The 13,702-nt window shown below is 73.2% G+C and carries 9 protein-coding genes; all 9 read left to right on the top strand.

The annotated features are described in order from the left end of the window. Positions 1-336 precede the first annotated feature (336 nt). Entirely contained in the window at positions 337-2,130 is a 1,794-nt protein-coding gene (locus ABZ452_RS19250) for a Wzz/FepE/Etk N-terminal domain-containing protein (RefSeq protein ID WP_357944434.1), read from the top strand. After that, complete coding sequence (locus tag ABZ452_RS19245) at positions 2,127-3,128, top strand: DUF3048 domain-containing protein (protein WP_357944431.1); 1,002 nt, start codon at positions 2,127-2,129, stop codon at positions 3,126-3,128. Before ABZ452_RS19250 ends, ABZ452_RS19245 begins: the two co-directional genes overlap by 4 nt. After that, a complete protein-coding gene (locus tag ABZ452_RS19240) occupies positions 3,125-4,612 on the top strand; it encodes an O-antigen ligase family protein (protein ID WP_357944428.1) in 1,488 nt (495 codons plus the stop codon). The genes ABZ452_RS19245 and ABZ452_RS19240 overlap by 4 nt, the downstream gene beginning before the upstream one ends. Further along, entirely contained in the window at positions 4,612-5,817 is a 1,206-nt protein-coding gene (locus ABZ452_RS19235) for a hypothetical protein (protein WP_357944426.1), read from the top strand. Before ABZ452_RS19240 ends, ABZ452_RS19235 begins: the two co-directional genes overlap by 1 nt. 17 nt (positions 5,818-5,834) lie before the next feature. Further along, positions 5,835-6,698 carry a sulfotransferase domain-containing protein gene (locus ABZ452_RS19230; protein WP_357944424.1) on the top strand — a complete coding sequence of 288 codons (864 nt, stop codon included), beginning with the start codon at positions 5,835-5,837 and terminating at the stop codon, positions 6,696-6,698. Continuing rightward, the gene (locus ABZ452_RS19225; RefSeq protein WP_357944421.1) at positions 6,668-8,275 is read left to right on the top strand and encodes a polysaccharide biosynthesis C-terminal domain-containing protein; all 1,608 of its coding nucleotides are present in this window, start codon (positions 6,668-6,670) and stop codon (positions 8,273-8,275) included. The genes ABZ452_RS19230 and ABZ452_RS19225 overlap by 31 nt, the downstream gene beginning before the upstream one ends. A 28-nt stretch (positions 8,276-8,303) precedes the next feature. Next, entirely contained in the window at positions 8,304-9,236 is a 933-nt protein-coding gene (locus ABZ452_RS19220; RefSeq protein WP_357944418.1) for a sulfotransferase, read from the top strand. 145 nt (positions 9,237-9,381) lie between these two features. Beyond that, complete coding sequence (locus ABZ452_RS19215; RefSeq protein WP_357944415.1) at positions 9,382-10,431, top strand: glycosyl hydrolase; 1,050 nt, start codon at positions 9,382-9,384, stop codon at positions 10,429-10,431. Positions 10,432-10,648: 217 nt separating this feature from the next. After that, a complete protein-coding gene (locus ABZ452_RS19210) occupies positions 10,649-13,690 on the top strand; it encodes a malectin domain-containing carbohydrate-binding protein (RefSeq protein ID WP_357944412.1) in 3,042 nt (1,013 codons plus the stop codon). The last annotated feature ends 12 nt before the right edge of the window (positions 13,691-13,702 follow it).

Here is a 13,702-nt window from a genome sequence, read left to right as displayed (position 1 = left end):
CGGAGGCTGCGAGGACCGAGGTCAGGCCGCGTACGACCGTCGTGGCGGGCCGGGCCAACCGCGCCGGCCGATGATGTGTCAGGATTCCGTCACCGCTCCGCACGAGGGCCGACGGCGACGCCGACCCCGGGGGCAGGTCGGGCCCGACACCGGGAAACCCGCCGAATGGCCAGCGCCGATCGGCCATATCTACGCGGGCTGCCTACACCTGGGCAGGCTTACCGGAACGTGAGCAGACTTTCCCTCATCGTTCGGATCGGGGACACTCAAGGTCACGGTCAGGTCCAGCTGTGCCGTGGACTGCCCGGCTCGGTCGAAAGGGAGCGACAGACTCTGATGCCCTCACCCCATTTGGCCGAGAGCGACTCCGACGGGCTTGCCCTGATGGCCTACCTGGGCTGGCTGCGCCGCCGTTGGTGGATCCTGCTCCTCGCCGCGGTTCTCGGTCTGGCCGGCGGCCTGGCGGTGAGCCAGCTCCAGCACGCGCGCTACACGTCGGGCACGTCGCTGCTGGTGCGCCCGCTCAGTGCCGGCGCGGAGAGCAACCCCAACGCCAAGGTGAACCTCGACACCGAGGCGCAGGTGATCCGTTCGCTGGTCGTGGCCGAGCGGGCCAAGGGCCTGATGAAGGTCGACACCGGAGCCGACCAGCTGGTGAAGTCGGTGACGGTCACCGTTCCGCCGAACAGCCAGATCCTCCAGGTGGCCTACGAGGCCGACAGCCCCACCCAGGCGCAGTCCGGGTCGCACGCCTTCGCGCAGGCCTACCTCGACCTGCGCAAGGCCACCGCGCAGAAGGCGCTGGACAACGAGACCACCGCGCTCAAGCAGCAGATCACCGACGTGAACAAGCAGCTCAGCGCGGTCGCCGGGCGGATCGCCGCGGCGCCGGCCAACAGCCCCGAGCGGGAGCGCGCCGAGGCCGACCGGAGCGTGCTGACCAACCAGCTCACCTCGCTGAACAACCGGCTCAGCCCGCTGCTCTCCGCCGACAGCGACCCGGGCGAGATCATCTCGGACGCCCGGTTGCCGGAGAGCCCCAGCTCGCCCAACCGGACCTTGAACCTGGCCAGCGGCATGGGCGCCGGCCTGCTGCTCGGCATCGTGCTGGCGCTGGTGCTGGACCGGCTGGACACCCGCATCCGCCGGGGGCGCGACATCTCCGACCGGGTCGGCCTGCCGCTGCTGCAGGAGCTGCCCGCGCGCACCCCGTCGCTGACGGTGCTGCCGGCCACCCACAAGATCTCCCGCGAGTTGGGCCGGCTGCGCAACGTGCTGCTCTCCGCGGTGCCCGAGCCGGCGCAGGCCGGCCGGGGGCGCCAGCTGCTGCTCTGCGACGGCTCGGCCGGCACCGCCGCCGGGTTCGTCGCCGCCAACCTGGCCGCCGCGTACGCCCGCACCGGCCAGCAGGTCGCGCTGATCACCACCAAGCCGGACTCGGCGCTGAGCAGCATCACCGGGGTGGCCGAGGGGCGGCACAGCCTGGCGTCGGTGCTCCGCCGGGACGTGCCGGCGCTCAAGGCGCTGGCCCCGCTGCCCGGCCTCGGCCAGCTCCGGGTGCTCGTCCCGGGCGACCTGGACGCCGAGGTCGAGCTGCCGGTCTCCGGCCTGCTGGAGATCCTCCGCGAGCTGTCCGCGCGCTTCGACCACGTGATCATCGAGACCGCCCAGCCGACCCTCGCCGTGGAGGCGCAGGCGCTGGGCCGGCACGTCGACGCGGTGATCGTGGTGGCCGAGAGCGGGCGGACCCGCAGCGGCGAGATCACCGCCGCGCTCCAGCAGTTCGAGCAGGTCAACGCACCGGTGATCGGGGCCGTGCTGGCCCCGCGCCTGCCCGCACCGACCCCCGGCGCCACCCGGCCGGCGGCCCCGGCCAACCGGCCCAAGCCGCGGCCGAGCCCCGGCCCGTCCGCCGAGTCCACGATGGTGCTGCCCCGCATGCACCCGTCCGCCTCGGGCGCCTCCGCCGGTTCCGGTTCCGCGAAACCGCCGGCCCCGGGCAAGGCGTCGGTCAAGCCGCCCGCGCCGGGCAAGCCGCTGCCGGTCAACGGCAGCGGCGGCACCTACCGGTCCCGGGGTGACGGCGACGGCCGCAGCTACGCCCTCGACTCCGGCGAGGACCTGGGGTGAAGCGTCGGCAGTTGCTTCGCGCCGCCCTCGCCCCGGCCTTCGTGGTCGGCTTCGGCACGGCCTGCAGCGAGCCCCAGCCCGAGGCGGGCAGCGTCGACGTGGTCGACCCGGGCAACGCCCCGGCGACGCCCGCGCCGAGCCCGACCCCGAGCCTGCCCGCCGGCCCGCTGACCGGCGCGCCGGTGAGCGCGGCGCCGCTGGCCGGCCGCCAGGCGGTCGCCGTGCCGCTGCGGGTCAGCCCCTCGACGACCCCGGCCGGGCTGGACGCGGCCGACCTGGTCTACGCCGAGTTCGCCGAGTCCGACACGCTGCACCTGACCGCGGTGTTCCACTCCCGTGACGCCGCCAAGGTCGGCCCGGTCACCGAGATCCGCCCGGTCGACATCCGGTCGGTCGCCGTGCTGCGCCCCGTCGTCGGCTACGCCGGCGGCCCCACCGGCTTCCTGACCCAGTTCGAGAAGTCCGGGCTGGCCGGGGTCACCCCGGACGACGGCGACGCCATCGACGACGGGTACACCTCGACGGCCGCGCTGCTCAAGGCCGCGCCGAAGGGCGGCCAGCCGCCCACGCCACCCCTCGACCACGCCACCGACGGCGCCGTACTCGCCGGGCGGGACCTCGTCCCGGCCACCGAACTGTCGGTCACCGTCTCCGGCGGCCCGCCCATGGTCTGGCGGTACGACCAGCAGAAGTCGCTCTGGGTGGGCAAGGTGGGCACCGCGAAGGTGAGCGCCGCGTCGGTGATCGTGCTGACCATGGAATACCGGACCCTCGACGTCCGGAACCCGTCGCCGCGGTCGCTCCCGTCGGCGAACGTCTTCGGTGAGGGCGCGGTGGTGGCGGTCTCCGGGCCGTCCAGCGCGAAGGGCCGGTGGCGCAAGCCGGGTCTGGGGATGGTCTGCACCCTCGCCGACGCCGGCGGCGACCTCCTGCACCCGCAACCCGGCAACGCCTGGGTGATCTACGCGCCGACCACCGCCAAGGTCACCGTGAAATGAGCACCGTCACCCCGCCCCGCCCGGCGCGCGGGTCGGCCCCGGTCGACGCGGCGGGACCGCCGCCCGCCGGGAACCGGCTCCCGCCGGCCACGATGCGGCCGAAGGGCTGGTCGCTGCGGTTGCCCACGGCGTGGCCGCTGATCGCGCTCTTCGTGCTCTACCCGCTGTGGTGGGCGCTCGGGGTGTCCAGCTTCGTCTTCGTCATCTTCGCGGTGCCGATGCTGGTGCAGATGGTCCGCCGGGGCCCGCTCCGGGTGCCGCCGGGCTTCGGGATCTGGCTACTCCTGCTGCTCTGGCTGGTTCTCTCCGCCGCGATGCTCGGCCTCACGGCGCCGAACACGCTGCCGCCCGGCGGCGGCGGCCGGTACATCGGCTGGGCCATCCGGCTGGCCAACTTCGTCAGCATGACCGTGGTCATGCTCTACGTCTACAACCTGGGCGAGCGGGAGCTGTCCCGGCGCCGGGTCGTCCGGCTCTTCGGGTTCATGGGCGTGGTCGTGGTGATCGGCGGCTGGCTCGGCTCGCTCTTCCCGACCCTCGGCTTCGTCGCGCCGCTGCGGTTCATCCTGCCGCACTCGATCGCCAGCCAGCCCTTCGTCGCCTCGCTCATGGACGTGAAGTTCGCCCAGGTCCAGCAGGTGATCGAGGGCGAGGCCAGCTCGCCCCGGCCGTCCGCGCCGTTCACCTACACGAACTCCTGGGGCGAGAACACGGCGATCCTGCTCGTCTGGCTGATCGTCGGCTGGGTGGTGCTGGGTAAGCCGCTGCGCCGGGTGGCCGGCGTGGCCATCGCGCTGGCCGCGATCTTCCCGATCATCTACTCACTCAACCGCGGCCTCTGGATCGGCCTCGGCATCTCCGCGGTCTACGTGGCGATCCGGCTCGCCCTGCGCGGCCGGATGGTGGTCCTCGGCGGGCTCGCCCTGGCGGTCGGTCTGATCGGGGTGCTGATCGTCGCCACACCGCTGGGCCGCACCTTCGACGAGCGACTCCAGAACGGGCACAGCGACGACATCCGCACCACCCTCTCCGAGGGCGCGGTCACCGCGGCGAACCACTCACCGATCCTCGGCTACGGCGGCAACCGGGCGCTGATCGGCAGCAACCGGTCGATCGCCATCGGCAAGTCCGACGACTGCAAGCAGTGCGGCAACCGGGAGCTGGGCAGCAACGGCCAGCTCTGGGCGCTGCTGGTCGGCCAGGGCTACGTGGGCGCGATCGCCTACAACGGCTTCTTCCTCTACTGCCTCTGGCGTTACCGGCGCGACCACAGCGCCATCGGGATCGCCGGCAGTCTCGTGCTCATCCTCATGCTCTTCTTCCAGTTCACCTACGGCGCACTGGAAGCCACCCTCGCCTACGGCCTGATCTCGGTCGCCCTGCTCGCCCGCAACGACCGGCTCCGCCGGGCGCTCGCGCCGGCGCCGCCCCGGGGCACCGTGGCCGGGCTACGGGCCCGACTGGAAGCAGCCGGTGACCGCTGATGGTGTTCCGCGTACCCCCGGACGGCGACGGCCGCTCCGCCTACCTCGGTGAGCTGGCCGGGCTGATCTGGCCCGAGCCGGCGGAACCCGCCCTGCGCAGGGGCGGCGCCGGCTGGGTGGTGGTGCCGTCGGCGTCCCGCCCCCGGCTGCTGGTCCCGACCGGCTCCGGCCGCGCCGCGGCGAGCGCCGTCCGGCACTCCACCGAGGCGGTCGGCCGCAAGGCCAGGCTGGTCCGGCAGGGCCTGGCCACCGCGTTCCGGCTCGGGCTGGGGCCGCTCGTGTTCCGCGACCGGCTGGTGGTGGCCGGCGGTGGGCTGGACGCGTACCTGGCCGAGGTGCTGGGCGAGCGGGCGCTGGTCAGCCTGCACATCGGGCCGGCCCGGGCGAACCGCAAGCCGGTGCTGCAACTGCTCGCCCCGGACGGCCGGGCCCTCGGGTACGCGAAGCTGGGCGTCGACCCGCTGACCCGCGCGCTGGTCGACGCGGAGGCCGCCGCGCTGGCCCGGCTTGCCGGCCTGCCGCTCGGCCCGGTGACCGTGGCCGGGGTACGCCACCACGGCGACTGGCACGGGCACGCGCTGCTGGTGCAGGAGGCGCTGCCGGTGCGGCTGCCCCGGGCCACCCCGGCCGCCGCCGAGGCGGCCGAGCGGGCGGCCATGGTGGCGGTCGCCGGCTGTCTGGGCGTACGCCGGCGGTCCTGGGCCGGGAGCGACCACGCGGCCCGGCTGGCCGACGCGGTGGACGCGCTCGGCGCGCGCCCGGAGGCCGGGCGGCTGCGCGCGGTGCTGAAGACGGTCGCGGACCTGGATCCGACGGTCGCGTTCGGCGCCTGGCACGGCGACTGGAACGGCGGCAACAGCGCGGTGCTGGCCGACGGCCGGGTGCTGGTCTGGGACTGGGAGCGGTTCGAGGCGGACGTGCCGGTCGGCTACGACGCGCTGCACCGGGTGGTGCAGACCGCGATCGGCAACGACGGGGTGGAGCCGACCGAGGCCGCGCGGGCGCTGATCGCCGGGGCGGCGCGGAGCCTGGCGCCGTTCGACGCCGACGGCCGGGGCACCGACCTGGTCGCCGTGCTCTACCTCGTGGAGCTGGCGGCACGCTATCTCCGGGACCGGCAGGCGGAGGCGGGTGCGCGACTGGGGCACGTCGACACCTGGCTGCTGCCCGCCGTGGAGGAGCACCTGGCCCGTCGGGCCCGGTGAGAGTGAGGAGTGGGGACGTGACGCTGGCCAAGGAGCAGGCGCTCCGCGCGGTGAAGTCGGTGAGCCGGACGGTCGGTCGGTTGACCGCCGGGTCGCGGATGGTGCCGGGATTCCTGATCGTGGGGGCGCAGCGCTGCGGCACCACCTCGCTGTTCAAGACGCTCTCGCAGCATCCGGGGATGCTGCCGCCCGCCTATCACAAGGGCGTGCACTACTTCGACATGGACTACCACCGGGGGATGAGCTGGTACCTCGGGCACTTCCCCACCACCGGCAAGGCGGAGGCGGTGAAGGCGCAGCTCGGCGTACGCGGGATCACCGGCGAGTCGAGCCCCTACTACATGTTCCACCCGCTGGCCGCGCAGCGGATCGCCCGGGACCTGCCCTCGGTGAAGCTGCTGGTGCTGCTCCGCGACCCGGTGGAGCGGGCCTACTCGGCGCACTCGCACGAGCTGGCCCGGGGCTACGAGACCGAGCGGGACTTCGAGCGGGCGCTGGCGCTGGAGGAGCAGCGGACGGCCGGTGAGCGGGAGCGGATGACCGCCGACCCGACGTACTCGAGCCACCACCTGCAGCACAACGCCTACCTGGCCCGCGGGCGCTACATCGAGCAGGTGGAGCGGCTGGAGGCGCTGGTCGGCCGGGAGCGGCTGCACGTGATCGACAGCGACGACTTCTTCGCCGATCCGCGCCCGTCCTTCGACGCGGTCTGCGACTTCCTCGGCCTGCCCCGGTGGGCGGACATCGCCTTCGGCAAGCACAACTCGCGGTCCCGCTCGCCCATGTCGGCCGAGCTGCGGGCCCGGCTGGAGGACCACTTCGCACCGTACGACGAGCGGCTGGCCTCCTGGTGGGGACGCGTGCCGTCGTGGCGGCGGTGACCCGGGCGGACGCCGGCGCCACCCCGACGCTGACCGCACCGGCCGGCGGCCCCGGTGCGGGCGCGGGCCTGGGCGGCGCGGCCCGGCAGGGCTTCGCCAACCTGGTCGGGGTGGGCCTTGCCGCGGTGGCCGGCTTCGGCCTGAACATCGTCATCGCCCGGGGCTGGTCGGTCCGCGAGGCCGGCATGTTCTTCGCGGCGACCAGCGCCTTCATGATCGCCGCCTCGGCGGCCCGGCTCGGCACCGACGTGGGGACCGTCTACTTCGTCAGCCGGCACCGGACCCTCGACGAGCGGGACCGGATCCGTGGCACGATCCTGGCCGGGCTGCTGCCGGTGCTGGCGGTGGGCGTGCTGCTCGGCCTGGCCGGTTGGCTGGCCGCCCCGGCGCTGGCCGAGGCCACCATGCCGGAGGCCGGTCCGGGCGCGGTGACCGCGCTGCGCATCCTGCTGGCCTTCGTGCCGCTGGCCGCGCTGAACGACTACGCGCTCGCCGCCTGCCGCGGGTTCGGCCAGATGCGGCCGTTGCTCACCGTGGAACGGCTCGGCCGCACGCTGGTGCAGTTCCTGGCCGTGGCGGTGGCCGCCTGGCTCGGGCTCTCCGCCACCGTCGCCCTGCCGCTGGCCTGGGTGGTGCCCTACCTGATCGCCGCGGCGGTCGCCCTGGCCTGGCTGGGCAAGCTGGTCCGCCGTGCCGGCCGGAACGTGACCCGGCCGGTGCCGGCGGGCGAGCTGGTCGGGCCGTTCTGGCGGTTCACCGGCCCGCGCGCCGTCAGCAGCCTGGCCGCGATCGTGGTGCAGCGGCTGGACATCGTGCTGCTCAGCGCCCTGCGCGGGCCGGCCGACGCGGCTGTCTACACGGCGGCGACCCGGTTCCTGGCGCTGGGCCAGCTCTCCAGCGTCGCGCTCTCCAGCTCGGTGCAGCACCGGCTGGCCGCCGCCTTCGCCCGTGACGACCGCGCCGAGGCGCGGCAGCTCTACCAGGCCGCCACCGGGTGGCTGGTGCTGCTCTCCTGGCCGGCCTACCTGGTGTTCGCGGCGTTCGCCACGCCGATGCTGGCGCTGTTCGGCTCCGGCTACGGCGACGGTCACCGGGTGGTGGTGCTGCTCGCGCTCACCATGCTGGTCGCCACCGGCTGCGGCATGGTCGACATGGTGCTGAACATGGCCGGCCGGACCGCCTGGACGTTCTACAACGCGATGGCCGGCACGGTGCTCAACGTGGTCGCCAACGTCCTGCTCATCCCGCGCTACGGCATCCTCGGCGCGGCCCTGGCCTGGACGGTCTCCATCCTCCTGACCAACCTGGTGCCGCTGACCCAGCTCTGGTGGTCGATGCGGCTGCACCCGTTCGGGGCCGGCACCCGCGCCGCGATGGCGTTGGCCGTCGCCGCGTTCGGCCTGCCGCTCGGGCTGGCCAGCCTGCTCGACGCCTCGGCGCCGGTGCGCGCGCTGGTGGCGGTCGGCGGCGCGGCGGCGTACCTGGCCGGCGCCTGGCGCTGGCGGACCACCCTGCACCTCGACGCGCTGCGCGCGCTGCGGCGGGGCCGCAACCGCGCCGGCGCGAACCCGGCCTGACCCGTTCCTGCGTACCGATGGGACCCCGATGACCAGCAGCACGCCCCTCTCCCCGCACTCCGGCCTGTCGACCGTGAAGGCCGCGAGGCTCGCCGCCGTCGGCCTGCTGGCGGACCGGAAGGAACGCCGGGAGCTGGAGCGGCCGGTGGAGGCCGCGAACCGCAAGCTCAGCCTGAAGGTCGAGCGGCCGATCTTCATTCTCGGCGCGCCCCGCTCCGGCACCACGTTCCTGGGCAGCTGCGTGGGCGCGCTGCCGGACGTGTCGTACCACTTCGAGCCCCGGCTCACCAAGGCCGTGGCCCGCTGCGTGTACGAGGGAAGCTGGACCCCGCAGCGGGCGGCCCGCTACTTCCGCGGCTACTACGGGGCGCTGCTCGCCGCCTCCGGCCACGGCGGGCTGCGGTTCGCCGAGAAGGACCCGGAGAACTGCTTCATCGTGCCGTTCCTGACCGAGGTCTTCCCGGACGCGGTCTTCCTGCACGTCTACCGGGACGGCCGGGACGTCGCGGTGTCGCACGCCGAGCAGCCGTGGCTGAACGCGGCCTCGACGGGCACCGGACAGAGCGGACGCGGGGGCACGCCGTGGGGCGCCGCGCCCCGGTTCTGGGTGGAGCCGGAGCGGCGCGACGAGTTCAGCCGGGTCTCCGACCTGGGCCGGTCCGCGTGGATGTGGCGCCGCTTCACCGGCAGCGCGCTGGCCCAGCTCGCCGAGGTGCCGGCGGAGCGCGTCCGGCACCTCCGCTACGAGGACATCGTCAACCGGCCGGCCGAGGCGGCCGAGGTGGTCGCCGATTTCCTGGCGGTCGACGACCCGGCCGGCCGGCAGGCGCTGCACGCCCGGTTCGCCAAGGCCCGGCCGAACTCGGTCGGCCGCTGGCGGCAGCGACTGACCGAACAGGACCTGGCCGACGTGCTCGCCGAGGCTGGGCCGCTGCTCAGGGACCTCGGCTACACCGCGTGAGGCCCGTCGCAGCGGTAGAGTGCCAGGGGTCGCCCGCCCGTCCCGGCGCGCCGCTCCGCTGACGCGGGGCCGCCGGGGCCGACGACCGTGGGGCCGGCGACCATCCTGGGGAGAGGTTGCGGTGGTACGACGGTTACGACGGACGATGGCGTCCGTGTTCGCCCTGGCCTGTCTCGTGCCGGCGGTGGCCGGCTGTGACTTCGGCTCCACCGGCGGGCCGGACGATGCGACGACGGCGGCGGCGCCGCCCCCGCCCACGGTGACGCCCCGGACCGGCCCGGTCCGGACCACCGGGCGCGGGCCGGAGCTGCCGGAGAGGGGCGCCTGGGTGGGCGCCTGGGTCAAGCCGCAGTTCCACAACGCCACCGGGCGGGCCGCCGCGTTCGACGAGTTCAACCGCGCGGCCGGCGGCGAACTGGCCATCGCGCACATGTTCCACGAGTGGAACGAGGCCTTCCCGGGCGCCACGGAGCGGGCCTTCCAGTCCCAGGGGAAGCTCCAGATGATCTCCTGGCAGGGCACCGACACCCGGTCGACGGTCAGCGGCGTCTACGACACCCTGATCCGGCAGCGGGCCGCCGACGTCAAGGCGTTCGGGGTGCCGGTGCTGCTGCGCTACCGGTGGGAGATGGACCGGCCGAACCTGGCCGCCAGCATGCACTCCCCGGAGGACTACGTCGCCGCCTGGAAACACGTCCGGGCCATCTTCACCGAGGCCGGCGTCACCAACGCGGCCTGGGTGTGGTGCCCGCACGCGGACGGCTTCGCCGAGCCCGACCGGGACGCCGCCGCCTACTACCCCGGTGACGACCAGGTCGACTGGCTCTGCGCCGACGTCTACCCCGGCCCGGAGTGGAACAGCTTCACCGACCGGATGGACCACTTCATGGCCTTCGCCCAGAAGCACCCGCGGCCCGTGGTGATCGGGGAGTTCGGGCTCACCCAGGAGGGGCGGCCCGGCCAGCGGGCCGACTGGATGCGCGAGGTCGGGCCGTACCTGAAGAAGCACCCGCAGATCAAGGCAGCCGTCTACTTCGCCGCCCGACAGACCACGAAACCCCTGTACGACAGCACCTTCGGCAACGACCCGGAGAGCGAGGCGGTGTTCCGCGAGATGGCCACCGACCCGTACTTCAATCCGCCGCCGCCGGACCTCAGTGTCTCCTCGACACCACCCTCCGTACCGGGTCGATGATCTTCCCTCGTCTTTTCGTGTGACCTGGTGCGTTTGCTCGGTCAAAAACGCCGATCCCGGGTGGACGGGCGACGGCCGGATGCGAGAAGGTATTGCTCTCACGTCTGCGGTCGGCCGTGCGGCGCCCCACCTCGCGCCGGCACCGGCCATCACCGCAGCGCCTCCGACGTTTCCCCCGGAGTAGCCTGTGCCTTCCTCGATCCTGAGACACCGCTCGGTGTCCGCTCTCGGCGCCGCCGTGCTCGGCATCGCCACCCTTTTCACCCCCGTACCCGCGCTCGCCGCACCCGCCCCGGACCACACCACGCTGGTCAGCGAGGTGCCGACGGACAAGACGCCGAACATCAACGACGGCAACGTCGTGGCCATCTACGACGCCGGCAGCAAGGTGATCGTCGGTGGTTCGTTCACCAAGGCGCAGAACCGCGGCTCCGCGACCACCGAGGTCGCGCGCAGGGGAGTGCTGGCCTTCGACAAGGCCACCGGCAAGCTCGACGACTCCTTCGCCCCGGTGCTCGACGGCGATGTGACCGCGCTGATCGCCGGGCCGACGCCGGGCACGGTCTACGTGGCCGGCACCTTCAACAAGGTCGGCGACAAGAACTTCCGGAAGCTGGTCCTGCTGAACATCGCGGACGGCACGCCGGTGGACACCTTCAAGAATCAGGCGTTCAACGGCACGGTCACCGACATCGCCCTGGTCGACGGCCACCTCCTGGTGGGCGGCATCTTCAGCACGGTGCTCGGCACCACCCGCAACGGGCTGGCCTCGCTGAACCCGACCACGGGCGCGGTGACCGACTACCTCACCGTGGGTCTGACCGAGAACCACAACTGGACCAGCACCAACGGCGGCGCCAAGGCCGGCGTCGGTGTGGAGAAGCTGACCGTCTCGCCGGACGGCAAGCACCTCGTGGTCATCGGCAACTTCAAGAAGGCCGACGGCGTCGTCCACGACCAGATCGTCCGGATCGACCTGGGCGAGAGCACGGCGACCATCGCCGACTGGAACACCGACCGCTACTCGGCGGCCTGCAAGTACACCTCGTTCGACTCGTACGTGCGGGACGTGCAGTTCTCCCCGAACGGCAAGTACTTCGTCGTGGTGACCACCGGCGCGTCGTACCCGGGAACGCTCTGCGACTCGGCGGCCCGCTGGGAGACCAGCGCCAGCGGCGACGGCCAGCAGCCGACCTGGGTCAACTACAGCGGCGGCGACACCTTCCTCTCCACCGGGATCAGCGAGGAGGCCATCTACGTCGGCGGCCACTTCCGCTGGTCGAACAACCCGCTCGCGCGGGACAAGGCGGGCCCCGGCGCGGTGCCGCGGGCCAGCATCGCGGCCCTCGACCCGGTCAGCGGCCTGCCCCTGTCCTGGAACCCGGGCCGCCACCCCCGCGGCTACGGCGTCACCGAGATGCTGGTGACCCCGCAGGGCCTCTGGCTGGGCAGCGACCAGGAGTACATCGGCGACTTCGACTACCAGCGGAAGCGGCTCGCCTTCTTCCCGCTGAGCGACGGCGCCACCCCGCACTCCACCAGCACCAAGGGCCTGCCCGGCAACGTCTACCAGGCCGGCCGCGCGGCGCAGAGCGAGGTCCTCTACCGGGTCAACGCCGGCGGTCCGGCCATCCCGGCGACCGACGGCGGCCCGGACTGGGCCGGCGACACCGCCGCCGCGCCCAGCCCGCACCACAACACCGGCAACAGCGTCTCGACCTACCCGACGAACGCGACGTTCGACGCCACGGTGCCGGCGAGCACCCCGGCGACTCTGTTCAACGCCGAGCGCTGGGACGCGGCGACCGCCCCGGACATGCAGTGGGACATCCCGATCGCCGCGGGCACCCGCGTCGACGTGCGCCTCTACCTGGCCAACCGGTACGCCAGGACCGGCGTGGTCGGCGCACGCAAGTTCGACGTCAGCATCGACGGCGTGCTCAAGCTGAACGACTTCGACCCGGTGGCCAGCGCCGGCGGCACCGACCGCGGCACCATGCGGTCCTTCTCCCTGGTCAGCGACGGCGTGGTCGACATCGACTTCGGCCGGGTGGTGGAGAACCCGCTCGTCCAGGGCATCGAGATCGTGAAGACCGCGCCGACGCCGGACGCGGCGGACATCCTCTACCGGGTCAACGCCGGTGGCGACCAGCTGGCCGCGTCGAGCGGGCCGGCCTGGGCCGCGGACACCGTGGCGGCGCCGAGCAGCTACCACAACACGGGTAGCAACGTCTCGACGTACACCACCAACGCGACGCTCGACGCCACCGTGCCGGCCGGCACTCCCGGGGCGCTGTACAACAGCGAGCGCTGGGACCTGGCGACCGCCCCGGACATGCAGTGGGACTTCCCGGTCCCGGCGGGCACCCCGGTCCAGGTGCGGCTCTACCTGGCCAACCGCTTCAACGGCACCGCCACGGCCGGCAAGCGCAAGTTCGACGTCAGCATCGACGGCGTGCTCAAGCTGAACGACTTCGACGCGATCGCCGCCATCGGCGCCACCAACAAGGGCACCATGCGGGCCTTCGCGGTCACCAGCGACGGCAACATCGACATCGACTTCGGTCGGGTCGTGGAGAACCCGCTGGTCCAGGGCATCGAGATCGTGAAGCTCCCGCCGGTGCCGCCGGCCACCACGGTGGACAGCATCACCAAGCGGTCGTACGACGGCGCTACCGCGGTAGGCAACGCGACCACGGTGGCCAACTCGGACAGCACCCGGTGGTCCACGGTGAAGGGCGCCTTCTGGGTCGGCGGTGACCTGTTCTACGGCGTCAACGGCGACCTCTACAAGCGCTCGTTCGACGGCGAGGCGTTCGGCACCCCGAAGAAGCTCGACCCGTACCACGACGCCAAGTGGGACCTGGTCGTCACCGGCTCCGCCCCGGAGGGCTCGACCTACGCGGGCATGACGGTCAACTTCTCCGCCGAGCTGCCCAACGTGACCGCCATGTTCTACACCGGCGGCCGCATCTACTACACGCTGGCCGGCCAGAGCACCCTGTTCTGGCGCTGGTTCACGCCCGACACCGGCGTCGTCGGTGCCGAGCGGGGCACGGTCACCGGCACCACCGCCTTCGCCGACGCGAACGGCCTGTTCCTGGACGGCGACAACCTCTACGTCGTCTCCCGCACCACCGGCAACCTCTCCTCGATGGCGTGGTCGGACGGCGCGCCGACCGGCTCCGCCACCGTGCGCAGCGGCCCGGGCGTCGACAACGTGGACTGGCGGGGCACCGCCGTCTTCGTCGGCCCCTGACCCGAGGCGGTA

The sequence above is a fragment of the Micromonospora sp. NPDC005707 genome (assembly GCF_040631005.1).
Taxonomy (GTDB): domain Bacteria; phylum Actinomycetota; class Actinomycetes; order Mycobacteriales; family Micromonosporaceae; genus Micromonospora.
This window is presented reverse-complemented; position numbering and strand designations above follow the sequence as displayed.

What these genes read in the sequence shown, in the direction of transcription:
- ABZ452_RS19250 (WP_357944434.1), top strand. Translation starts at nt 337, where the DNA reads ATGCCCTCACCCCATTTGGCCGAGAGCGACTCCGACGGGCTTGCCCTG.
- ABZ452_RS19240 (WP_357944428.1), top strand. Translation starts at nt 3,125, where the DNA reads ATGAGCACCGTCACCCCGCCCCGCCCGGCGCGCGGGTCGGCCCCGGTC.
- ABZ452_RS19235 (WP_357944426.1), top strand. Translation starts at nt 4,612, where the DNA reads ATGGTGTTCCGCGTACCCCCGGACGGCGACGGCCGCTCCGCCTACCTC.
- ABZ452_RS19220 (WP_357944418.1), top strand. Translation starts at nt 8,304, where the DNA reads ATGACCAGCAGCACGCCCCTCTCCCCGCACTCCGGCCTGTCGACCGTG.
- ABZ452_RS19215 (WP_357944415.1), top strand. Translation starts at nt 9,382, where the DNA reads ATGGCGTCCGTGTTCGCCCTGGCCTGTCTCGTGCCGGCGGTGGCCGGC.